This window comes from Roseobacter phycocola, assembly GCF_042055075.2.
Lineage (GTDB): Bacteria > Pseudomonadota > Alphaproteobacteria > Rhodobacterales > Rhodobacteraceae > Roseobacter.
In genome coordinates this window covers 3,023,677-3,046,128 of sequence record NZ_CP194010.1, presented here as the reverse complement: position 1 = coordinate 3,046,128, position 22,452 = coordinate 3,023,677, and the positions used below count along the sequence as shown (strand labels likewise).

Genomic DNA, 22,452 nt, shown 5'->3' with positions numbered 1-22,452 from the left:
CCATGGGCGCCTATATTGTCAGAAGGCTTCTGCTGATCATCCCGACCCTGCTGGGGATCATGCTGATTAATTTCGCGCTCGTCCAGTTTGTGCCGGGCGGACCGGTTGAACAGGCGATTGCCCGCATCCAGGGCGGTGGCGACGTTTTCGAAGGCTTTTCCGGAACCAACAATGATGCGGGCGCCGAAGATTTGGGCGGAAGCGACTCGCAATATATCGGGGCTCGTGGCTTGCCGCCGGAGTTCATCGCTGAGCTTGAGGCCGAGTTCGGATTTGACAAACCACCGGTCGAACGTTTTCTGAATATGATCTGGAACTACATGCGCTTCGATTTCGGAGAGAGCTACTTCCGGTCGATTTCCGTGATTGATCTGATCAAGGAAAAGCTGCCGGTTTCGATCACGCTGGGGCTGTGGTCTACCCTGATCGCCTATCTGGTTTCGATCCCGCTGGGTATCCGCAAAGCCGTGCGGGACGGCTCGCGGTTTGACACATGGACATCGGGCGCCATCATCGCCGCCTATGCGATCCCGGGCTTTCTCTTCGCCATTCTTCTGCTGGTGCTCTTTGCTGGCGGGTCCTACTGGCAGATTTTCCCGCTGCGTGGCCTGACCAGCGACAACTTTGACGAACTGTCAACGCTGGGGAAGGTTGCAGACTATTTCTGGCATATCACACTGCCGGTCCTCGCCTCGACCATCTCTGCCTTTGCGACCCTGACGCTGCTGACCAAAAACAGCTTTCTCGACGAAATCAAAAAGCACTATGTGATGACGGCCCGGGCCAAGGGGCTGTCGGAATCCCGTGTGCTTTACGGTCACGTTTTCCGCAATGCGATGCTGATCGTGATTGCCGGGTTTCCGGCTGTGTTCATCGGCGTGTTCTTCGGCGGCTCACTCATCATCGAGACGATCTTCAGTCTTGATGGGCTGGGCAGGCTTGGTTTTGAGGCTGCGGTCGCACGGGATTACCCGATCGTCTTCGGCACGCTCTTTATCTTTGGTCTGATTGGCCTGATCGTCGGGATCCTGTCCGACCTGATGTATGTGCTGGTGGATCCGCGCATTGACTTTGAGCGGAGAGAAGGCTGATGGCTCTGTCCCCGCTGAACCAGCGACGCTGGCGGAATTTCAGGCGCAACAGGCGCGCGTACTGGTCCCTGTGGATTTTCGGCATCCTGTTCGGGCTGTCGCTCTTTGCGGAGTTTATCGCCTACGACAAACCGATCCTCGTGCAGTACCGGGGCGACTATTACACGCCGATCTGGAACTTCTATCCGGAAACAGCATTCGGGGGCGATTTCCAGACAGAGGCGGTGTACCGCGATCCGGAAGTGAAATGCCTGATCGCGACAGGTGGTCTGGATCTCTGTTTTGATGATCCCGAAGGCTACATTGAAGATGCGGCCGATGGTGTTGTCGAAGGTGAGGCGATCGAGCAGGGCTGGGCGATCTGGCCATTGATCCCCTATTCCTATGACACGGCCGTTGACCGGCCTGGTGCTGCCCCGCTGCCGCCCAACGGCGAGAACCTCCTTGGCACGGATGGCACCAAACGGGATGTTCTGGCGCGCGTTGTGCATGGGTTCAGGCTGTCCATCTTTTTCACCCTCGTGGTGACCGGCCTGTCCAGCCTGATCGGCATTATTGCCGGCGCGGTACAGGGCTTTTTCGGCGGCAAAACCGACCTGATATTTCAGCGGGTGATTGAGATCTGGTCCTCGACGCCGTCGCTTTATGTGATCATCATCATGTTCGCCATTCTGGGGCGAAGTTTCTGGCTGCTCGTCATCCTGCTGGTGCTCTTCAGCTGGACATCGCTGGTGGGCGTGGTGCGGGCCGAGTTCCTGCGCGCACGGAACCTGGAATACGTGCGCGCGGCCCGCGCTCTGGGCGTCTCCAACGTGACGATCATGTTCCGTCACATGCTGCCCAATGCGATGGTTGCGATGCTGACGATGCTGCCCTTCATCATCACCGGGACTATTTCGACGCTGGCGATCCTGGATTTCCTGGGCTTCGGTCTGCCGTCCTCTGCCCCGAGCCTCGGAGAGCTGACACTGCAGGCCAAACAGAACCTTCAGGCGCCCTGGCTGGCGTTTACGGCCTTCTTTACCTTTGCGATCATGCTGTCGCTGCTGGTTTTCATCTTTGAGGGCATCCGCGATGCCTTCGATCCGCGAAAGACCTTCTCATGACCGCTTTGCTCGACGTGAAAGACCTTCGGGTCGGATTTCGCCAGGACGGCCGGGTGAGCGAGGCCGTCAAAGGCGTAAGCTTCTCCGTGGAACGGGGCGAAACGGTTGCTCTGGTGGGCGAATCCGGCTCTGGCAAATCTGTTTCGGCGCTGTCCACCGTGTCGCTGCTGGGCGAGAGCGCCGAAGTGTCCGGTTCGGTGACATACGATGGTCAGCAGATGATCGGTGCGGATGAGACGTTGTTGCGCAAAGTGCGCGGCAACGACATCAGTTTCATCTTTCAGGAGCCGATGACGTCGCTCAACCCTCTGCATACTATCGAAAAGCAGCTGGGCGAGAGCATCGCGCTGCACCAGGGTCTGGCCGGAGCCGCAGCCCGCGCGCGTATTCTCGAACTTCTGGAACAGGTGGGCATTCAGGACGCGGAAACGCGGCTGTCCAGTTATCCGCATCAGTTGTCCGGCGGGCAGCGCCAGCGGGTGATGATCGCGATGGCATTGGCCAACGGGCCGGATGTGCTGATTGCGGATGAACCGACCACCGCGCTGGATGTCACCATTCAGGCGCAGATTCTCGATCTGCTCAAAGATCTGAAGGACCGCCTCGGTATGGGGCTGCTCTTCATCACCCACGATCTTGGCATCGTACGGCGGATTGCCGACCGTGTCTGCGTGATGCAGCACGGTGAGATTGTCGAAACCGGACCCACTGCGGAGATATTCGGATCGCCGAAACATCCCTACACCAGAAAACTGCTGAGCGCGGAACCTTCGGGTGCCCCGGAACCTGTACCTGACAACGCCGAAGTAATTGCGCAGACTGACAACCTGAAAATCTGGTTTCCGATCCAGCAGGGTTTGCTGCGGCGCACGGTTGGTCACGTCAAAGCGGTGAATGATGCCAACATGACCGTGCGGGCGGGTGAAACCATTGGCATCGTCGGGGAAAGCGGCTCGGGCAAGACAACGACGGCGCTCGCGATCATGCGGCTTATTTCGTCGGAAGGCGGCATTACCTTCATGGGTAAAGATGTGCGCAAGTGGTCCACCCGCGAGCTGCGCGGTCTGCGTAAGGACATGCAGATCGTTTTCCAGGACCCGTTTGGCTCGCTGAGCCCGCGTATGACCTGTGCGCAGATCATTTCCGAAGGGCTGACCATCCACAATGTGGATCCGGACCGCGCCCCGCGTGAACTGGTTCAGGAAGTGATGACAGAAGTTGGCCTCGACCCGGCCACGATGGACCGGTATCCGCACGAGTTTTCCGGTGGCCAGCGTCAGCGGATCGCAATCGCGCGGGCGATGATCCTGCGGCCGAAACTGCTGGTTCTGGACGAGCCGACCTCTGCGCTGGATATGACAGTTCAGGTTCAGATCGTCGATCTGTTGCGGGATCTCCAGAAGAAATACGGGCTGGCCTACATCTTTATCAGCCACGACCTGAAAGTCGTGCGGGCGATGTCACACAAGGTGATGGTGATGAAACGGGGCGACGTGGTCGAAGCCGGACCGGTGGACCAGATTTTTGATGCGCCCCGGGATGCCTACACGCAAACCCTGTTGCAAGCCGCGACCTGACGGTCAGATGGCGGACGCGTGCGCCTGTTCTGACATATCGTAGGCGTCAAAGTAGCGGGCGATGATCCGCGCCAGCGGGCGTGCCTCGTCGGTGATCCGAAGCCCTTGTTCGGTCAGGCGAACAGTATCTCCGAACGTGATCGCGGCCCCGGACAGTAAGCTGTCAGCGAGCGCCATTTCCCCCGGAAACCGGTCTGCCAGGTCCTGGCGGCTGACTGAAAAGTCGCACATCACCGCTTCGATCATACGCGATCTCAGCCGGTCCTCGGCAGTGAAGACGTGACCGCGGCAAGTACTAAAAGTTTCCGCACGGATGGCTTTGGTATGTGCGGATGTGCCCGGGTTATTCTGCGTATATCCCTGCGGAAAGCGCGAAATGGCTGAGGCGCCGAGACCGATCAGGGTTTCGGAAGGCTCATCGGTGTATCCCTGAAAATTCCGGCGCAGTTTGCCTGCCCGTGCAGCAATCGCCAGTCCGTCACCCGGCAATGCGAAGTGATCGATGCCGATCTGCTCGTAGCCGTCCCATTCGAAGAGCTGCCGGGCGGTCTCGAAAAGAGCCAGCCGTTCTTCCGGTTGGGGCAGGGCGTCTGACGGGATCAGCGACTGCCGCCGCGCCATCCATGGGACGTGCGCATAGCCGTAAAGAGCAACCCTGTCAGGCGTCAGCGTCAGAAGTTTCTGAACCGTTGATGCGATGCGCCCGCGATCCTGGTGTGGCAGACCGAACAGAATATCCGCGTTCAGCGAGCGGATACCTGCGCCGCGCAGCATGTCGGCCGCATCGCGCGTTGCCTCGAACCCCTGAATGCGCCCGATTGTGTTCTGAACCTCATCATCGAAATCCTGCACGCCGATTGATGCGCGGTTCATCCCGGCGCGGGCAAGTGCGTCCACGCGTGGCTGATCGATCTCATTGGGGTCGACCTCGACCGAAAATTCGGCGCCTGGCGCCAGGGGGACGACGTCCGCGATTCGTGCGGCCAGTTCGGAAATCATGTCCGGTTGCAGCAGGGTCGGGGTTCCACCGCCCCAGTGCATGCGACTGAGTGTAACACCCTCCGGCAACCTGCTGCCGAACAACGCCAGTTCACGGGCGAGCGTTTCAAGGTAGGCAGCAACGGGTCCGTCTGTTTTCGTGCCCTGTGTCCGGCAGGCGCAGAACCAGCATAATCTGCGGCAAAAGGGGATGTGCAGGTAGAGAGAAATGGCGGATCCGGGCTCAATCGCAGAGATCCAGTCGTCCATCTGCGAAGGGCCGACCGCATCCGAAAATTTTGGTGCGGTGGGGTAACTTGTATAGCGCGGCACCTTCGTATCGAAGAGTCCAAGCTTTGCTAATTTGACGTTCGTGTGCATACTGGTCTTCTAGGGAAGCGTGTGTCAGTTCGCCTTGACACAGATCAAAAACAGGAAGCTTTTGAATGACGCAGATGCTGGCGCCAAACCTCAAAGACTGCAGTGACTGCCCGATCCGGCACAGAGCTGTCTGCGCCAGGTGCGAAGCGGATGAACTGGCCAGGCTTGAGGAAATCAAGAACTACCGCAGTTTCAGCGCGGGTCAGACGATCATGTGGGCCGGTGACCGGATGGATTTTGTCGCCTCCGTGGTGTCCGGCGTGGCGACGCTAACCCAGACAATGGAGGATGGCCGCCGTCAGATGGTGGGCCTTTTGCTGCCGTCAGATTTTGTCGGCCGGCCGCAGCGGGAAACCGCGAGCTATACGGTGACGGCCGCAAGCGACGTTGTGATGTGCTGTTTTCGCAGAAAACCATTCGAGCAGATGATTTCCTCGACACCGCATATCGCGCATCGTCTGCTCGAAATGACGCTCGACGAACTGGATGCCGCACGTGAATGGATGCTGGTTCTCGGCCGCAAAACTGCACGCGAAAAAATTGCGAGCCTGCTGGCGATCATTGCCCGGCGGATTGCGGAACTGGACAATACCAGCGATCAGGGCACCATATCCTTTGATCTGATGCTGACACGCGAGGCGATGTCTGACTATCTGGGGCTTACGCTGGAAACAGTAAGCCGTCAGATATCCGCATTGAAAAAGGACGGGGTTATCGTCCTGGACGGGAAGCGGCATATCATTGTGCCGGATATGAGCCGTCTTCTGGAAGAGGCCGGCGATGACAGTGACGGAGGCCTGCCCGTCTGAATGACGTTCAGGCCTGCATCGCTCAGTGCATCATCAGGACGGGCACTTTCGCGTGCTCCAGCATGTTCCGTGTTGCGCCGCCCAGGATGGCCTCGCGGAAGCGCGAGTGACCATATCCCCCCATCACCAGCAGATCAGCACCGGTTTCCTGCACATGGCGGGCCAGCCGGTCACTGACACTGCCACCACTGCCGGACATGACCTGAATGTCGCAATGCACGCCGTGGCGCGACAGATATGTGGCAAGCGCCCCGCCCGGGTCAGACCGGTCGCTGCCGTGGGCCGGCGGATCAATAATGGTTATGTGCACGTTGGCCGCGGTCTGAAGGACAGGGAGTGCGGCGCGCACCGCCCGCAGTGCTTCGGGGCTTTCGTTCCACCCGATCACAACACGCTCCGGGGCGGGCTTTGCGCTGATGCCTGCAGGAACGACCAGTGTGGGGCAGCGCGCTTCGATCAGCAATGCTTCCAGTACCGCGCTGTCTTCTGGCTGAACCGTCTCCCCATAGGGCAATGGCAGAACCGCCATATCTGCGAAACGCCCGGCAGAGACAACGGCACGCCCCGCGTCTGCTCCCATTGAAACGGCATCAGATGCGTCCCAGCGAATATCCGATTTCTCCAGGCGAGTTGCTGCACCAATGCGGATTGTCTCGGCCTTCTCATGTGCGTTCTGGATTGCAGCCTGCATGACCGTCGCATTGGCACCGAGCTCGTAATAGGATGCATGCGACCGGTCCAGTCCGAGGCAGATCACCTCAAGGTGCGCGTCGAATCCCCGGGCAAGATCAATTCCGGCCTCAAGCGCCGAAGCGCCGGTTTCCTCAGTGGTGAGCACTGTCAGAAGTGTTTTGAAAGCCATGGTTGCATCCTTTCTGTGTTTTCGGGGCGCGTGCCATGCCGGCGGCGGCCCACACCGGAACACTAGCACCTGATTTGCGCAGGCTTCTTGATGCAGATCAAAGCACCCGCCCGTATCTGCGGGCACTAAGGTGTCACGATAAGTTTCATCAGAACCGCCCCGGCGGCGGGTCTGCTGCGCCAGACGGAAGGGAACCGGATAAATGGAAACCGGAACAATGGACTACGTAAAGCTGGTCGTTCTGGGTATCGTGACGCTGTTTGCTATGATTGCAGCCAGCTATGCGCGGGACCTGGCATATCAGTTGCACATGGTAATTTTTATGATCGTCGGTGCAGGGCTCTTTCTTGTGACCCTGCGCGGCATCGATGAACCGAAAACGGCTCCGCCACAGAATGAATACTTTGATTCGGTCGTACGCTACGCGGTGATCGCCACCGCATTCTGGGGTGTCGTCGGGTTCCTTGTGGGCGTGGTCATCGCGTTCCAGCTGGCGTTCCCGTCGCTGAATTTCGAATGGGCAGAAGGCTATGCCAACTTCGGGCGGCTGCGTCCGCTGCATACCTCGGCGGTGATTTTTGCATTTGGGGGCAACGCTCTCATTGCCACTTCGTTCTTTGTGGTCCAGCGCACCTCTGCCGCGCGCCTCTGGGGCGGCAACCTTGGATGGTTCGTCTTCTGGGGGTACCAGCTCTTTATCGTGCTGGCCGCCACCGGCTATCTGCTGGGGGGCACTCAGTCCAAGGAATATGCCGAGCCTGAATGGTATGTCGATCTCTGGCTGACCATCGTCTGGGTCGCCTATCTGGCCTGTTTCCTGGGTACGATCGTCAAACGCCGCGAGCCGCATATCTACGTGGCGAACTGGTTCTATCTCGCGTTCATCGTGACCGTTGCGATGCTGCATATCATGAACAACCTGTCGATCCCGGTCTCGATCTGGGGGTCCAAGTCCGTTCAGGTATTTTCCGGGGTTCAGGACGCCATGGTACAGTGGTGGTACGGCCACAACGCTGTGGGCTTCTTCCTGACCGCGGGCTTCCTTGGGATGATGTACTACTTCGTGCCGAAACAGGCGGAACGTCCTGTATTCAGCTACAAGCTGTCGATCATCCACTTCTGGGCGCTGATCTTCCTGTATATCTGGGCGGGACCGCACCACCTGCATTACACAGCGCTGCCGGACTGGGCCTCTACTCTCGGCATGGTGTTCTCGATCATCCTCTGGATGCCGAGCTGGGGCGGTATGATCAACGGCCTCATGACGCTGCAGGGCGCCTGGGACAAGCTGCGCACCGACCCGGTGCTGCGGATGATGGTCACCAGCCTCGCGTTCTACGGTATGTCCACCTTTGAGGGCCCGATGATGTCCATCCGTGCGGTCAACTCGCTGTCGCACTACACCGACTGGACCATCGGCCACGTACACTCCGGTGCGCTGGGCTGGAACGGTCTGGTGACATTCGGCGCGCTCTACTACCTCGTGCCGGTGCTCTGGAAACGCGAACGTCTCTACAGCCTGCAACTGGTCAGCTGGCACTTCTGGCTCGCGACCATCGGTATCGTTCTCTATGCGGCGTCCATGTGGGTTACAGGCATCATGGAGGGCCTGATGTGGCGCGAAGTGGACGCGAACGGCTTCCTCGTGAACAGCTTTGCTGACACCGTGAGCGCCAAGTTCCCGATGTATGTGGTGCGTGGTCTGGGCGGGGTACTGTTCCTGTCGGGTGCCATCATCATGTGCTATAACCTCTGGATGACTGTCCGGGCGGCGCCTGCCAAAGACGCCCTGCCCACAGCCGTCCCTGCTGAATAAGGAGGGAGCTGATATGTCGATCCTTACCAAACACAAGTTCATCGAAACCAATGCGACACTGCTGCTGGTGCTCAGCTTTCTGGTGGTGACGGTCGGGGGGCTGGTGCAGATTGTGCCGCTGTTCTACCTGGAGAACACCATTGAGAAGGTTGAGGGCATGCGCCCGTATTCTCCGCTGGAGCTGACCGGGCGTGACATCTACATCCGCGAAGGGTGCTATGTCTGCCACAGCCAGATGATCCGCCCGATGCGGGACGAGGTTGAGCGTTATGGCCACTACTCGCTGGCGGCTGAGTCAATGTACGACCATCCGTTCCAGTGGGGCTCCAAGCGGACAGGGCCTGATCTGGCGCGCGTCGGCGGCCGTTATTCGGACGACTGGCACCTGGTGCACCTGCGTGATCCGCAGTCGGTGGTGCCGGAATCGATCATGCCAAAGTACGCGTTCCTTGAGGAAACGCTGATCGAACCGGAACACATCGAAGATCTGCTCGCCACGCATGCGTTCGTGGGTGTTCCCTACACGGACGAGATGATTGAGGCTGCGGCAGCAGATTTCCGTGCCCAGGCTGATCCGGACAGCGACTACGACGACATGCTCGAACGCTACCCGGGCGCTCAGGTCCGGAACTTTGACGGGCAGCCGGGCATCTCAGAGGCGGACGCTATGATCGCCTATCTGCAGATGCTGGGCACGCTGGTCGATTTCTCGACTTTCACCCCTGACGCCAGCCGCTGAGGAGAGACCCGATGGAAACCTATTCATTCCTGCGCGAATTTGCAGACAGCTGGATGCTGCTGCTTCTCTTCACGGTCTTTGTGGGCATGGCGTTCTGGGTGTTCCGCCCGGGCAGCCGTTCGCTGCACCGCGAAACCGCGAACATGATTTTCCGAAACGACGAACGACCCGCTCCGGCTGAGGAGGCAGATAAATGACCAAAGTACCCCCGAAACAAGAGGGCGATCCCGATACCACCGGCCACAGCTGGGACGGCATTGAGGAGTTTGACAACCCTATGCCACGCTGGTGGCTCTGGACCTTCTACATCACCATCATCTGGGGCATCGGTTATACCATCGCCTATCCTGCGTGGCCGCTTGTGTCCTCTGCAACAGCGGGCATGCTGGGCTACACCACCCGAGGTGAGGTCGCGGCTGAAATCGCCGCAGTCGAAGAAGCCAACGGTCCCATCAATGCACGTCTCGCTGCAGCGGAACTGACTGAGGTTTCAGCAGATGCGGAACTGAACAGCTATGCTGTGTCTGCGGGGGCTGCAGTCTACCGGACCTGGTGCACCCAGTGCCACGGGTCGGGCGCTGCTGGTGCCGTTGGGTATCCCAACCTGCTGGACAATGACTGGCTCTGGGGCGGGGATATCGAAAACATCCACGCGACCATTGCCCATGGTATCCGCAACGAGGAAGACGACGACGCGCGCTACTCCGAGATGCCGGCCTTCGGCGAGATCCTGGAAGAGGCGGAAATCGCTCAGGTCGCCAACTTCATAATGGAGTTGTCCGGTGCAACGCCGGCAGACCCAAATGCGGCAAGCGCCGGGGTTGAGGTCTATGCCGACAACTGTGCGTCGTGTCACGGGGACGAGGGGCTCGGAAACCGTGATCTTGGAGCACCTAACCTCGCGGACGCGATCTGGCTCTATGGCGGCGATTACGACACGCTTGTGGAGACTGTGACCTACAGTCGCTATGGCGTTATGCCACCCTGGACCCAGCGTCTTTCTGAGGCAGAGATACGGGCAGTCGCACTCTATGTGCACCAGCTTGGCGGCGGTGAATAACCGCCCCGGCTGACCCCGCTCTCACAAGGACAGCAGCAGTGACAGATCAAGTCCCACCTCCCAGTCTCTACGCGGCGCGCGAACCGATTTTCCCGCGCCGTGTTTCCGGCACATTCCGCAATCTGAAATGGGTGATCATGGCGGTCACCCTCGGCATCTATTACCTGGTGCCCTGGATCAGATGGGACCGGGGGCCGGAGCTGCCGGATCAGGCTGTGCTGCTCGATCTGGCGCACCGGCGGTTCTATTTCTTCTGGATCGATATCTGGAGCCATGAGTTTTACTTCGTGGCTGGCCTGCTGATCATGGCGGGGCTGGGTCTGTTCCTTTTCACATCGGCTCTGGGTCGCGTCTGGTGCGGATACGCCTGCCCCCAGACGGTCTGGACGGACCTTTTCATTCTGGTGGAACGCTGGGTTGAGGGAGACCGCAACGCCCGCCTGCGTCTGCACCGGCAGGAAAAGATGGATTTCCGCAAACTGCGGCTGCGCCTCGTCAAATGGACGCTCTGGCTGTTGATTGCGATGGCAACCGGCGGTGCCTGGGTGTTCTATTTCGCCGATGCGCCAACCCTGTTTGTGGACCTTTTCACAGGGCAGGCCGCGGCGGTCGCCTATATCACTGTCGCCATTCTGACCGCGACAACCTTTGGATTTGGCGGATTTGCCCGCGAGCAGATCTGTATCTATGCCTGCCCCTGGCCGCGTATCCAGGGCGCGATGATGGACGAGGACACCCTCACCGTGGCCTATCGCGAGTGGCGGGGCGAGCCGCGCAAACACAGTGAAGCCGCAAAAACAGAGCCGATGGGCGATTGCATCGACTGTATGGCCTGCGTGAACGTCTGCCCCATGGGGATCGACATCCGTGACGGGCAGCAGATGGAATGCATCACCTGTGCGCTGTGTATCGACGCCTGTGATGACGTGATGGAGCGGATTGGCAAGCCGCGTGGCCTGATCGACTACCTCGCCCTTTCGGACGAAACAGCCGAGCGGGGCGGTGCCGCGCCGCGCGCGATCTGGAAACATGTCTTCCGGCCCCGGACCATTCTCTACACAGCACTCTGGTCGGCCGTTGGCATCGCGCTCGTCGTGGCACTTTTTGTGCGCGCGGACATCGAAATGACCGTTGCCGCAGTGCGTAACCCGACCTTTGTGACGCTTTCTGACGGATCAATCCGGAACACCTATGAAATCCGGCTGCGCAACAAAAACAATGACGACCGGCTGTTCAGGCTCAGTGTGGCCGGCGACCCGGCTGTCAGGATTGATCTCGAAGGCACGCCCTATGGATCCATCGAAGTTCCGGCCGACACGTCGCTGCTCCAGCGCGTTTACGTCATTGCGCCGCCAGGATCAGTGCCTGCCGGTGGTGAGCGTTCGGATCTTCGTTTCTGGGTCGAGGATCTGACCAACGGCGACCGGGCATATAAAGACAGCAGCTTTATCGGAACAGGAGAGCAATAATGACCAGAGAACTCAAAGGACGTCACGTCGCCCTGATCTTTGGCGCAGCCTTTGCTGTCATCATCGCGGTGAACCTGACGCTTGCGTTCAGCGCGGTGAAGACATTCCCGGGGCTTGAGGTCCGCAATTCATATGTTGCGAGCCAGAAGTTTGATGCGGATCGCGCCGCGCAACAGGCGCTTGGCTGGACTGTCACCGCCAGCGCTCTCGGCGACCAGATCAGCCTGTCGATCACCGACCGCGAGGGTGAGCCGGTGCGGGTCAGCGCACTTGATGCGACCCTGGGCCGTGCTACGCATGTACGCGATGATCAGCGGCCGGATTTCTCATTCAACGGTGAAGCCTATGTTGCCGATGCGGTTCTTGCGCCGGGCAACTGGAACATACGGATGGTGGCACGGCAGGATGGTGGCGCTGAGTTCCGGCAGCGTGTCATTCTTCATATTGCGGACGACAGATCATGACACTGGCGGAGCAGCCATCCGCCGTTGCCTGCCCCGGTTGCATCGCTGCACCCGGGCAGACAGAGGATGTGCCGCTCCGCAATGCATCGCTGGCACTGTCTGTCCCGACCATTCACTGCCAGGCCTGTATCGCTACGGTAGAGCAGGCACTGCTTGCCCATCCCGGCGTCCGGCATGCACGGGTTAATCTCACCCGGAAACAGGTCACAATTGATGCGGCGGCTGATGTGACTGCTGTGGAGCTGGCAGAAACAGTCCGGGCATCCGGCTTTGACGCCTGGGAACTGGATCCTGACGCGCTGCAGGAGACTCGGACCGGCAGCATGGGGCGCGATCTGCTCATGCGCATGGCGGTTGCGGGCTTTGCTGCCATGAACGTGATGCTGTTATCAGTTGCAGTCTGGTCCGGTGCCACAGACGCCACGCGTGACATGTTTCACTGGATATCTGCCGCCATCACACTGCCGGCGCTGGCGTTTTCGGCACAGCCGTTTTTCCGCAACGCCTGGGGCGCGCTGCGGGCAGGACGCCTGAATATGGATGTGCCGATCAGTCTGGCGATTGCTCTGGCTGTGGCAACGTCCCTCTGGGAGACATGGCTTTCCGGTGAGCATGCCTATTTCGATGCTGCGCTGACGCTGACCTTCTTTCTGCTCGCCGGACGCTGGCTTGAAGCCCGTGCGCGGTCTGCGGCGCGATCCGCCGCAGAGGAACTGACTGCGCTGGAAGTGCCACGCGCCTGGGTGATGCAGGGGCAGGAACCGGTTGAGGTGCCGGTGAGCCGTCTGAATGCAGGTGACGCGGTGCTGGTACGGCCCGGATCCCGTGCCCCTGTGGACGGGATTGTCCTGGAGGGGGCTTCGGAGACGGACCGCTCTGCGCTCACCGGTGAAACGCTGCCGGAACTGCGCCAGTCCGGTGATGCTGTGAGCGCGGGCGAAGTGAACCTGACGGGGCCGCTGGTAGTCCAGGCGACGGCTGTCGGAGCAGAAACATCGCTGCACCGCCTCGCGGCACTGGTTGCCGTCGCGGAGAGCGGCAGGTCGCGCTATACATCACTGGCGGATAAGGCGGCCAAGCTTTACGCGCCGGGTGTGCATATTCTGGCGGCGCTCTCCTTTCTGGGTTGGCTGGTCTGGTCCGGGGATATGCGTGTTGCGGCCAATATTGCGGCTGCCGTTCTGATCATTACCTGCCCCTGTGCACTGGGCCTTGCTGTTCCGGCGGTGACCACTGCGGCATCCGGTCGGCTTTTCGGGCGCGGCCTGCTGATTAAGAACTCGACCGCCCTGGAGCGTCTGGCCGAAGCGGACACAGTGGTTTTTGACAAAACGGGCACTTTGACGAGCGGACAGCCGAAGCTGACGAACTGGCATGATCTGACCGCAGATCAACAATCTGCAGTTGCTGCGCTTGCTCAGGTGTCTTCACATCCTCTGTCCCGGGCTGTGGCCGACGCAGCAAGAGATGCAGGGGTTTTTGCGTCTGAGGCAGACAATCTGCGTGAGATACCCGGATACGGCACGGAGGCGGAGATCGCTGGGCAACTTGTGCGGCTCGGCCGCCCGGAATGGCTGGGCGCTGATGTTCCCGATGACCAGCTGAGTGCTGCATTTCTGCGGGGCACCGATAAACCAGTGATCCTGTCGTTTTGGGATGCGCTGCGTCCCGGAGCCGACAGTCTTGTGCCCCAGCTGGAGGCCGCCGGGAAAGAAGTGATCCTTCTTTCGGGCGACCGGGCGGCATCGGTACGTGCGGTTGCGAATGTCCTTGGGATCACGGAATGGCAGGCCGGCGTTCTGCCTGATCAGAAAGCAGCGTTCGTTCAGAAACTGCAGGACAACGGGCGAAAGGTTCTGATGGTCGGGGACGGTCTGAATGATACGGGCGCGCTGGCCGCTGCACATGTCTCGATCAGTCCCGCGCAGGCGCTGGATGCGGCGCGCGCGGCATCCGACATTGTGTTGCTTGGCAGGGATTTGTCACCCGTCGCAGATGCGCTTGATACTGCCTGCCGAGCGACCAAACGTATTCGCGAGAATTTCCGGATAGCGACGGTCTACAATATTGTGGCCGTGCCGCTGGCCGTTGCCGGACTGGCGACACCGCTGATCGCTGCGCTTGCGATGTCGCTGTCTTCGCTTACTGTATCGGTAAACGCTCTCAGGGTCGCAGGAACAGGGAAATGAACGTACTGGCCTATCTCATTCCGGTGTCGCTGTTGCTTGGAGGACTTGGTCTTGCGGCGTTCGTTTTTACGATCAGGAGCCGTCAGTATGACGATCCTGACGGTGACAGCCGGCGCATACTGAATGATGACTGGGATAGCCGTCCGCGCCCGGAAAGCGTCAGGACGGACCGACCGTCTGACAACTGATATTGCGGGCGGCCAGCCGACGGCAGGCCAGGTCCGCGCTTTCCTGTGTCATGCCAAGAAAATTCGCATCAAAGCCTGTCGGCCGTTTCACGACTTTGCGAAGTGTCCCGTCCAGTGTGGCCATTTCAGCAAGCGCTGTCGTGACCAGCGCGCGCTCTGCATTGTATCGCGACGTGTATTGCCCGACATTTACGCCCCACTGATGCCCGCCTGATGTCGAGAGTCGTGTGACAACCTCGGGTTCGGGCGCAATAACGGCTGTGGCTTCCTGCTGGCCGGCTGTTGCCGCGGTGGTTGCTGAACCCGGGCGCAAAACGGGTCGCGCGGATACAAAGGTGCCTTCCGGCTTGTTCGCTGGCGCGCTTTCAGTTTCATCCAGTGCCTGAGCAGCCTGCGCTGCCAGAAGTGCCGTTGTCGTATCCGTATTCAGGAGGCCGGCGGTACTTGCAGCAGCCGCCGCCGGTGCAGGTGCCACCGGTGCAGTCTCTCCTGAAAGGGCAGCAGCAATCGCCTCATCCGTACGTGTCAAGAGAAGCGGCTGCGCGATGACCGCGCGCGGACGCAGCGCAGGCCGGAGGCTGGACGCCAGAATGGTATTCGGGCGCGTGGGCTTGGAACGGTAAACGGGCAGTCCCGGCTTTTTCAGCCGGGCACGGCTGGGCGCGCGTTTGAAACCCATATCGAGCAATTCGGCAACACGGGCGTTGCGGGCGCTGGTAGATGTGCCCCCGAAAACTGTGGCGATGATGCGTTCCTGTCCCCGTTCAGCCGAGGCGACAAGGTTGAACCCGGCTGCACGGGTATATCCCGTCTTGATGCCGTCAGCGCCGCGATAGGCGGACAGCAGCCGCCGGTTTGTGTTCGCGACATTGCGTACCCCGGCGTGTGTCGATTTGCGGGAAAACAGGTTATAATATTCCGGATAATCATACAGCATATGCCGCCCCATGATCGTCATATCCCGGGCGGTAGACATATGGCCGCGTTCCGTCAGGCCATGTGCGTTCTTGAAGGTGGTGCGCGACATGCCAAGCGCCTTGGCCGTACGGTTCATGCGGCGGGCAAATGCCGCTTCTGATCCTTCCAGAGCTTCGCCGATGGCTGTTGCCGCGTCGTTGGCAGATTTGACGGCAGCGGCGCGGATCAGGTAGCGGAACGCAATGCGCTGGCCTGCTTTCAGACCCAGTTTCGACGGCGGCTCGGCGGCTGCGAAACGCGAAATTCTGACTTTGGTATCAAGCGAAATTTCGCCGCGTTCCACCGCTTCGAATGCGATATAGAGCGTCATCATCTTGGTGAGAGAGGCCGGATGCAGGCGTGTGTCCGCGTTTCTTGAATGCAGAACCTCGCCCGTACGCGCATCCATCACCATTGCCGCATAAGGCGCCGCTGCGGCGCTGAGCGGCAGGATGACCAGCATCCACAAAGCTGCGAGAATAAATAGCCCGTAACGGGCCGGCCACGTGCGCCGAACCTTCATGATCACTGCCTTTTCTGCCTCATGCCGCCGATTGTTCGGCTGGCTTTTTATGTGCCGGAGGCTAACACAGGTTTCGGTTTCAATAAAGTTATTGTTTTAAGGGAATTGCGTTAAGTTTCGGTGAAACCCGGATTTCCGGAATGCCGTTAACTTTATTGCCCGAAATTCGTGCACCTGTTACGGCAACCCGGCAAGGAGCGTGCTGAGGGTGCTCAGGTCCGGCAGACTGCGGAACCGGTCATGTGATACCGGGGTTTCTGCATGTTCCAGTTCCCAGGTCACATGGTAGGGTACATGAACACCGAAACCGCCCGCTTCGATCATTGGCAGAACATCTGACCGGACCGAATTACCGACCATAACGCCGCTGTCGGCACTGTGCCCGTGACGATCAAAAATATCCCGGTAGACACTGGTGTTTTTGTCCGAGACGATTTCCACCGCATCAAAGAGATCACCCAGACCGGATTGAGCCAGTTTGCGCTCCTGATCAAGAAGATCACCCTTTGTTATCAACAGAATACGGTAGTTTTCCGCCGCTTCCTCCACCGCGGCCTGCGCGTGTGGCAACAGGTCGACCGGATGAGCCAGCATCTCACGCCCGGCATTGAGTATTTCCTCGATAACTGCGCCTGACACCCGGCGGTCGGTGACATCCAGTGCGGTTTCAATCATCGACAGGGTGAAGCCTTTCACGCCGAATCCATACTGGCCAAGATTGCGTTTTTCCGCCGCAACCAGCCGCTGCATCAGAGTGTCTTTCTCAGTGTAATCGGAAAGAAGATCCGCAAAGTGTGCCTGGGTCAGCTGGAAGTACCGCTCATTATGCCAGAGCGTGTCGTCAGCATCAAAGCCGACTGTCGTTACTTTGCGCGCCATTCCAACCCCTTTTCTAAATCCGAAGACAGGTTATATAAACCCAACTGAGACTCACCGCACAAACAGCCTGTCAGGAGCAGCAATGCACCGAGAAGCTATCATGATGTCAGACCATTCGGATGACGAGGGAGATTCCTCGGTCCTGACAGCGACCCGACCTAAAACAAAGCGCCCCCCGCTTTACAAGGTTCTGTTGCTGAACGACGACTTCACACCGATGGAGTTTGTTGTGCATGTGCTGGAACGTTTCTTTGGGCTCAACCACGCCCAGGCGTTTGAGATCATGCTGACGGTTCACAAAAAAGGCGTCGCGGTTGTGGGCGTTTTCAGCCACGAGATTGCGGAAACCAAAGTCGCTCAGGTGATGGACTTTGCCCGGCGTCACCAGCATCCGCTGCAATGCACCATGGAAAAAGAAGAATAGGCACATGATTGATGCCCGATTGCCGCTGGCCCTTAGGGAAGGCGGCCCTCTTCTGCCATCCGGCGGGCGCGTTGCGGTTTTCCGGCCTCCTGTGGACGCCTCCCTGTCCGCACTCGAAGGGTTTCAGGTGGAGATTATCGAGGGGTTTCGCCCGGCGTTCGACGCCTGGACGGAACGCGGTATGGCCTGTGCGGTAGAGCCCGAAGGCATCTATGACGCGTCGGTGGTTTGCCTGCCGCGTGCAAGGGCCGAAGCTCATGCGATGATTGCGGATGCGGTGCGGATGACGAAAGGGCCGGTTCTGATTGATGGTCAGAAAACGGATGGTGCCGACAGTATCCTGCGCGCAGCACGCCGCCGCACCGAAGTTACAGGTCCTTTCATCCGGGCGCACGGCAAACTGTTTGTGATGCCGGATGCCGATCCCGGGGATTTTGCAGACTGGCAGGCCGGGCCAGCACTGACCGAAGGTGGTTTCTGGACAGCCCCAGGTGTTTTTTCAACGGATGCGGTTGATCCTGCGTCCGCGTTGCTGGCGCAGGCGCTGCCCGAACGTCTGGGCCGCACAGTCGTTGATCTGGGCGCGGGCTGGGGTTTTCTCTCCGCGCATGTTCTGACCCGCGAAACTGTTGAACAGGTGCACCTGGTCGAGGCAGGCCATATGGCGCTGGAATGCGCGCGCCACAATGTCACGGATCCGCGGGCTGCGTTTTACTGGGCAGATGCGACCCGCTGGCAGGCGCCCGGACCCTGCGACACAGTGGTCATGAATCCTCCGTTTCATACGGGGCGCGACGCAGATCCGGCGCTGGGCCAGGCTTTTGTCGCGTCTGCTGCGCGGCTTCTTGCGTCAAACGGCCATTTATGGATGGTGGCAAACCGCCATCTGCCGTATGAAGCAACACTGCAGAAGTTCTTTTCAAAGGTGACTGAAGTGGGTGGAGACAACCGCTTCAAACTGTTCCAGGCCACGCGCCCGCTGAGGCGCCGCAGATAACAGGTTCCAGAGGGCGCGTCGCGCGTCAGAAAGGACAAGATGTCATTTTCCATCAAAGGAAAGACCGCAATCGTGACAGGTGCCGCGAATGGCATTGGTCTGGCGATTGCGCGCCAGTTCGCCGACCGGGGCGCGAATGTCATGTGTGCCGATATGGACGAAAAGCGGCTGGCGGCTGAATGGGGAGAGCAGAAAGACGATGCCACACTGCGTTATTTCGCGGGGGACCTGCGGCAGCGGCTGACGATTGCCAACCTGGTGTCGGCGACCATCGATGCCTTTGACCGTGTCGACATTCTGGTCAACGCATCGCGTCAGGTGATGCCGACGAACGCGATGGATGTTGAGGACAACTCGGTCGAAGTACTGCTGGAGCAGAATCTGATGACCGCGCTGCAGCTCACCCAACAGGTCGCGAAACGCATGATGAAACAGGGCGCTGATCAGCCGGAAGGGCAGCTTGGATCCATTGTGAACCTCAGCTCGATCGCGGCGCGCAACACCCGGCCCGAGCTGATGGGGTATTCCATCGCGTCTGCGGCGCTGGAACAGATGACGAAATCGATGGCGCTGGCGCTGGCACCTGAACGGATCCGCGTGAACGCCGTGGCCTTCGGCTCTGTGATGAGCGCATCTCTGAAATCCTCGGTGGTGGAAAACAGCGAGTGGCGTGACGATATCCGTGCGCATACTCCCATGGGACGGATCGCCGGGCCGACCGAGCTGGCCGATGCCGTTCAGTTCCTTGCGGCCGAAAGCTCCGGCTTTATGACAGGAGAGGTGATTACCGTTGATGGCGGACGCAGCCTGCTGGATGCGGTGACGGCGCCCGCGCACTGATAATTCCTTCTTTCCGTTCCGGCCATTTCCGCGTTAAACAAGTGTCACAGAAAATTGACACATCAGGCGCATCATGACCGAACCTTTTGATACAGAGAAACAACAGGCCTCCGCCTGGTTCCGGACGCTGCGGGACGAGATCGTCGGCGCGTTTGAAGAGCTGGAACGGGATCACAGCGAAGGTCCGCTCAGTGATGCGGCCCCCGGTACCTTTGAGGTGACCGAAACGACCCGCACCAGTGATGATGGCTCCGATGCCGGCGGCGGACTGATGAGCGTGATGCGCGGCGGACGTGTTTTTGAGAAGGTCGGGGTCAACATTTCCACGGTCTACGGCACGCTGGGTGAGCGCGCCCAGATGGCAATGGCAGCGCGCAAAGGTATCCCGGGCATGAAGGACGACCCACGTTTCTGGGCCAGCGGGATCAGCCTTGTGGCGCATATGCAGAACCCGCATGCGCCAGCCGTACACATGAACACGCGCATGTTCTGGACACCACATGCCTGGTGGTTCGGCGGTGGGTCCGACCTCAACCCCTGCATCGAATATGATGAGGACACGGCACATTTTCATGCCACGCAACAGACGCATCTGGCTCCGCATGGCGATGAACACTACCCGAAACTGAAAGCCTGGGCGGATGAGTATTTCTTTGTTCCGCACCGGGGCAGGGCGCGCGGTGTTGGTGGCATCTTTATGGATGATCACTGCACCGATGACTGGGCGGCTGATTTTGCGCTTACGCGGGACATCGGGCGGGCGTTTTTGCCGGCCTACCTGCCGCTGGTCCGCAAGCGCCGTGTGATGCCGTGGTCCGATGAGCATAAGGACGCGCAGCTTGTGCACAGAGGGCTCTACGCCGAATACAACCTGGTCTATGACCGGGGCACAAAATTCGGGCTCGAGACCGGCCACGATGCAAATGCAGTTCTTATGAGCCTGCCGCCGCTGGCCAAATGGGTCTGAGCCAGGACCTTTCAGTGCCAGTCAAAAAAGCCATCTCCGGCCCGTGACAGCAGTTCCTGAGCGAGGTCGCGGCCCATTTCCGCGCCATCTGCGACAGGCCCGCTGCGGCGTCCTGCGATCGCGTCGCTGCCATCCGGGCGCAGAACTTCGCCGCGCAGGTTGAGTGTGCCGCCGTCCAGTTCGGCAAGCCCGGCGATGGGTGTCTCACAGGACCCGTCGAGCGTCAGCAGGAAGCTGCGTTCGGCAGCAAGACGCTGACCGGTTTCCGTGTCGTGAATGGCAGCCAGCAGCCCGGCGGTATTGTCGTCGGCGATGCGCCGTTCGATTCCGATAGCACCCTGGGCCACAGCAGGCAGCATGTCAGATGCATCAATTGGTGTCGCAGGAACATGATCCATATTCAGGCGGTTCAGCCCGGCAGCCGCCAGAAAAGTACATTCGGCCACCCCGTCTGCCAGTTTCTTCAGACGTGTCTGGACGTTGCCGCGGAACTCGACAACCTTAAGGTCTGGGCGGCGGTACAGCAGCTGTGCTTTGCGCCGCAGACTGGAGGTGCCGACAACCGCGCCGGAGGCCAGTTCGGCGATCCCGGACAGCTGCGGTGAGACGAAGGCATCGCGTACGTCCTCACGCGGCAGATAGGTGTCCAGCACCAGCCCGTCCGGCTGGATGGTTGGCATATCCTTCATCGAGTGGACCGCGATGTCGATCTTTCCCGACAGCAGATCTTCCTCGATCTCACGGGTGAACAATCCTTTGCCGCCGATCTCTTTGAGTGGGCGATCCTGGATCGCATCGCCGGTCACTTTGATAATGACAATCTCGAAGGCACCCTCGGGCAGATCAAAGGCGCGCATCAGTCTTTCGCGGGTTTCATAGGCCTGCGCCAGCGCGAGCGGTGAGCCGCGCGTACCGATTTTGAGCGGAGAGTCGGGGGTGGGAAGGTGCACTGTCATGGGTTTATCTTTTAGATGTGTCAACTTAAACTGACAACTGGAATGATTAAGAATCTCAGGCTAGAAGCAGGATGTGCGCCATGAAAGACGGAATTCAGACGATGAGCCAGACCAAAACCATCCTGCGTGCCCTTGCAGGAGAAACGCTGCCCACGCCGCCGATCTGGATGATGCGCCAGGCAGGCCGTTACCTGCCTGAATACCGCGCAACCCGGGCGCAGGCCGGTGATTTCCTGTCACTCTGCTACAATTCCGAACTCGCGGCGGAAGTCACGCTGCAGCCGATCCGGCGCTATGGGTTTGATGCCGCCATTCTGTTTGCCGATATTCTGCTTTTGCCCCAGGCGCTGGGGGCTGACCTGTGGTTTGTCACCGGTGAAGGACCACGTTTGTCGACCATCACCAGCCAGGCAGATTTTGATAAACTGGGGCCGGTCAGCGACATTCATGAGACGCTGAACCCAATCTATGAGACCGTCCGCATCCTGCGCCGGGAACTGCCTGCAGAGACCACGCTGATCGGTTTCGCCGGGGCGCCCTGGACCGTTGCAACCTACATGATTGCGGGCCGTGGGACGCCGGATCAGGGACCCGCACATGCGCTGAAGGATGAGAATCGCGCGCTCTTTGAGGCGCTGCTGGACTGCATCACTGAAGGCACGATTGACTATCTTGCGGCCCAGATTGACGCCGGCGCCGAGGTTGTGAAGATATTCGACAGCTGGGCGGGCTCGCTCAAAGGCGATGATTTCAACAGATACGCGCTGGAGCCCGCACGACGCATCACCGCAGCCCTCAAAGGGCGTTATCCGCATATTCCGGTGATCGGTTTCCCGCGCGAGGCAGGCGATAATTACATCGGTTTCGCAAAGGCTACCGGTGTGGATTGTGTTGCTCTGGACAACTCGGTGGATGCGGCCTGGGCGGCAAAGCATGTTCAGGCCGATGGGTGCGTGCAGGGCAACCTTGCGTCCAGTCATATGGTGACCGGTGGTCAGGCGCTGGTGGATGAGACCCGCGCCATTGTGAAGGCCTTTTCCGGCGGGCCGCATATCTTCAACCTTGGTCACGGGATCACACCGGATGCGGACCCGGACAACGTAAAGCGGATGATAGATGCGGTTCGCGGTGATTAATAGCTGATTCCCGCTTGACGGCGCAGGCAGGCTGGCATAGGTCA

General features: G+C 59.7%; 22 protein-coding genes. 17 read left to right on the top strand and 5 right to left on the bottom strand.

Annotation, left to right across the window (positions count from 1 at the left end; translation table 11 throughout):
* Nucleotides 1-2: 2 nt before the first annotated feature.
* The 3 genes from AB4K19_RS15015 to AB4K19_RS15005 are packed head-to-tail and all read left to right on the top strand — an operon-like array spanning nucleotide 3 to nucleotide 3,774.
* Entirely contained in the window at nucleotides 3-1,091 is a 1,089-nt protein-coding gene (locus AB4K19_RS15015; protein ID WP_436398211.1) for a microcin C ABC transporter permease YejB, read from the top strand.
* Nucleotides 1,091-2,197: an ABC transporter permease gene (locus AB4K19_RS15010; RefSeq protein ID WP_375229112.1), complete on the top strand. Its 1,107-nt coding sequence runs from the start codon at nucleotides 1,091-1,093 to the stop codon at nucleotides 2,195-2,197. Before AB4K19_RS15015 ends, AB4K19_RS15010 begins: the two co-directional genes overlap by 1 nt.
* Complete coding sequence (locus tag AB4K19_RS15005; RefSeq protein WP_375229111.1) at nucleotides 2,194-3,774, top strand: ABC transporter ATP-binding protein; 1,581 nt, start codon at nucleotides 2,194-2,196, stop codon at nucleotides 3,772-3,774. Before AB4K19_RS15010 ends, AB4K19_RS15005 begins: the two co-directional genes overlap by 4 nt.
* 3 nt (nucleotides 3,775-3,777) lie before the next feature.
* Here AB4K19_RS15005 and hemN read toward each other — a convergent pair whose 3' ends face one another.
* Entirely contained in the window at nucleotides 3,778-5,133 is a 1,356-nt protein-coding gene (hemN, locus tag AB4K19_RS15000; RefSeq protein ID WP_436398210.1) for an oxygen-independent coproporphyrinogen III oxidase, read from the bottom strand.
* A gap of 65 nt (nucleotides 5,134-5,198) precedes the next feature.
* On the opposite strand from hemN, the gene fnrL reads away from it, so the two are divergent.
* The gene (gene fnrL, locus AB4K19_RS14995) at nucleotides 5,199-5,942 is read left to right on the top strand and encodes a transcriptional regulator FnrL (protein ID WP_436398208.1); all 744 of its coding nucleotides are present in this window, start codon (nucleotides 5,199-5,201) and stop codon (nucleotides 5,940-5,942) included.
* A 22-nt stretch (nucleotides 5,943-5,964) separates the two neighbouring features.
* On the opposite strand, the gene AB4K19_RS14990 is transcribed toward fnrL, so the two are convergent.
* The gene (locus AB4K19_RS14990) at nucleotides 5,965-6,804 is read right to left on the bottom strand and encodes a universal stress protein (RefSeq protein WP_375229109.1); all 840 of its coding nucleotides are present in this window, start codon (nucleotides 6,802-6,804) and stop codon (nucleotides 5,965-5,967) included.
* A 202-nt stretch (nucleotides 6,805-7,006) separates the two neighbouring features.
* On the opposite strand from AB4K19_RS14990, the gene ccoN reads away from it, so the two are divergent.
* Genes ccoN through ccoS form a run of 8 tightly spaced genes read left to right on the top strand, consistent with a single transcriptional unit; the run spans nucleotide 7,007 to nucleotide 14,729 of the window.
* Nucleotides 7,007-8,620 (top strand): cytochrome-c oxidase, cbb3-type subunit I, encoded by a 1,614-nt coding sequence (ccoN, locus tag AB4K19_RS14985; protein ID WP_436398206.1) that lies wholly within the window; start codon nucleotides 7,007-7,009, stop codon nucleotides 8,618-8,620.
* Nucleotides 8,621-8,633: 13 nt separating this feature from the next.
* Nucleotides 8,634-9,359, top strand: a complete 726-nt coding sequence (gene ccoO, locus AB4K19_RS14980; RefSeq protein WP_375229108.1) for a cytochrome-c oxidase, cbb3-type subunit II — start codon at nucleotides 8,634-8,636, stop codon at nucleotides 9,357-9,359.
* 11 nt (nucleotides 9,360-9,370) lie between these two features.
* On the top strand, nucleotides 9,371-9,556 hold the full coding sequence (locus AB4K19_RS14975; protein ID WP_375229107.1) for a cbb3-type cytochrome c oxidase subunit 3: 186 nt from the start codon (nucleotides 9,371-9,373) through the stop codon (nucleotides 9,554-9,556).
* Entirely contained in the window at nucleotides 9,553-10,419 is an 867-nt protein-coding gene (ccoP, locus tag AB4K19_RS14970) for a cytochrome-c oxidase, cbb3-type subunit III (RefSeq protein WP_375229106.1), read from the top strand. Before AB4K19_RS14975 ends, ccoP begins: the two co-directional genes overlap by 4 nt.
* 38 nt (nucleotides 10,420-10,457) lie before the next feature.
* On the top strand, nucleotides 10,458-11,888 hold the full coding sequence (gene ccoG / locus AB4K19_RS14965; protein WP_375229105.1) for a cytochrome c oxidase accessory protein CcoG: 1,431 nt from the start codon (nucleotides 10,458-10,460) through the stop codon (nucleotides 11,886-11,888).
* Nucleotides 11,888-12,352 (top strand): FixH family protein, encoded by a 465-nt coding sequence (locus AB4K19_RS14960; protein WP_375229104.1) that lies wholly within the window; start codon nucleotides 11,888-11,890, stop codon nucleotides 12,350-12,352. Before ccoG ends, AB4K19_RS14960 begins: the two co-directional genes overlap by 1 nt.
* On the top strand, nucleotides 12,349-14,541 hold the full coding sequence (locus AB4K19_RS14955) for a heavy metal translocating P-type ATPase (RefSeq protein ID WP_375229103.1): 2,193 nt from the start codon (nucleotides 12,349-12,351) through the stop codon (nucleotides 14,539-14,541). The genes AB4K19_RS14960 and AB4K19_RS14955 overlap by 4 nt, the downstream gene beginning before the upstream one ends.
* Nucleotides 14,538-14,729 carry a cbb3-type cytochrome oxidase assembly protein CcoS gene (ccoS, locus tag AB4K19_RS14950; protein ID WP_375229102.1) on the top strand — a complete coding sequence of 64 codons (192 nt, stop codon included), beginning with the start codon at nucleotides 14,538-14,540 and terminating at the stop codon, nucleotides 14,727-14,729. The genes AB4K19_RS14955 and ccoS overlap by 4 nt, the downstream gene beginning before the upstream one ends.
* On the opposite strand, the gene AB4K19_RS14945 is transcribed toward ccoS, so the two are convergent.
* Both AB4K19_RS14945 and AB4K19_RS14940 read right to left on the bottom strand, forming a co-directional pair.
* Nucleotides 14,701-16,209, bottom strand: coding sequence for a D-alanyl-D-alanine carboxypeptidase family protein (locus tag AB4K19_RS14945; RefSeq protein ID WP_375229101.1), 1,509 nt, complete (start codon nucleotides 16,207-16,209; stop codon nucleotides 14,701-14,703). The genes ccoS and AB4K19_RS14945 overlap by 29 nt on opposite strands.
* 177 nt (nucleotides 16,210-16,386) lie before the next feature.
* The gene (locus AB4K19_RS14940; protein WP_375229100.1) at nucleotides 16,387-17,088 is read right to left on the bottom strand and encodes an HAD family hydrolase; all 702 of its coding nucleotides are present in this window, start codon (nucleotides 17,086-17,088) and stop codon (nucleotides 16,387-16,389) included.
* An 82-nt stretch (nucleotides 17,089-17,170) separates the two neighbouring features.
* Between AB4K19_RS14940 and clpS the strand changes: the two genes are divergently transcribed.
* The 4 genes from clpS (at nucleotide 17,171) to hemF (ending at nucleotide 20,316) form a co-directional block, all read left to right on the top strand.
* Nucleotides 17,171-17,512: an ATP-dependent Clp protease adapter ClpS gene (clpS, locus tag AB4K19_RS14935; RefSeq protein WP_375229099.1), complete on the top strand. Its 342-nt coding sequence runs from the start codon at nucleotides 17,171-17,173 to the stop codon at nucleotides 17,510-17,512.
* A 4-nt stretch (nucleotides 17,513-17,516) separates the two neighbouring features.
* Entirely contained in the window at nucleotides 17,517-18,509 is a 993-nt protein-coding gene (locus tag AB4K19_RS14930) for a class I SAM-dependent methyltransferase (RefSeq protein WP_375229098.1), read from the top strand.
* 39 nt (nucleotides 18,510-18,548) lie between these two features.
* On the top strand, nucleotides 18,549-19,349 hold the full coding sequence (locus AB4K19_RS14925) for an SDR family NAD(P)-dependent oxidoreductase (RefSeq protein ID WP_375229097.1): 801 nt from the start codon (nucleotides 18,549-18,551) through the stop codon (nucleotides 19,347-19,349).
* Nucleotides 19,350-19,422: 73 nt separating this feature from the next.
* Nucleotides 19,423-20,316 carry an oxygen-dependent coproporphyrinogen oxidase gene (hemF, locus tag AB4K19_RS14920; protein WP_375229096.1) on the top strand — a complete coding sequence of 298 codons (894 nt, stop codon included), beginning with the start codon at nucleotides 19,423-19,425 and terminating at the stop codon, nucleotides 20,314-20,316.
* Nucleotides 20,317-20,327: 11 nt separating this feature from the next.
* On the opposite strand, the gene hemC is transcribed toward hemF, so the two are convergent.
* Nucleotides 20,328-21,272 (bottom strand): hydroxymethylbilane synthase, encoded by a 945-nt coding sequence (gene hemC / locus AB4K19_RS14915; RefSeq protein WP_375229095.1) that lies wholly within the window; start codon nucleotides 21,270-21,272, stop codon nucleotides 20,328-20,330.
* Between the two features lie 101 nt (nucleotides 21,273-21,373).
* On the opposite strand from hemC, the gene hemE reads away from it, so the two are divergent.
* The gene (hemE, locus tag AB4K19_RS14910) at nucleotides 21,374-22,408 is read left to right on the top strand and encodes a uroporphyrinogen decarboxylase (protein WP_375230905.1); all 1,035 of its coding nucleotides are present in this window, start codon (nucleotides 21,374-21,376) and stop codon (nucleotides 22,406-22,408) included.
* Nucleotides 22,409-22,452: the final 44 nt, after the last annotated feature.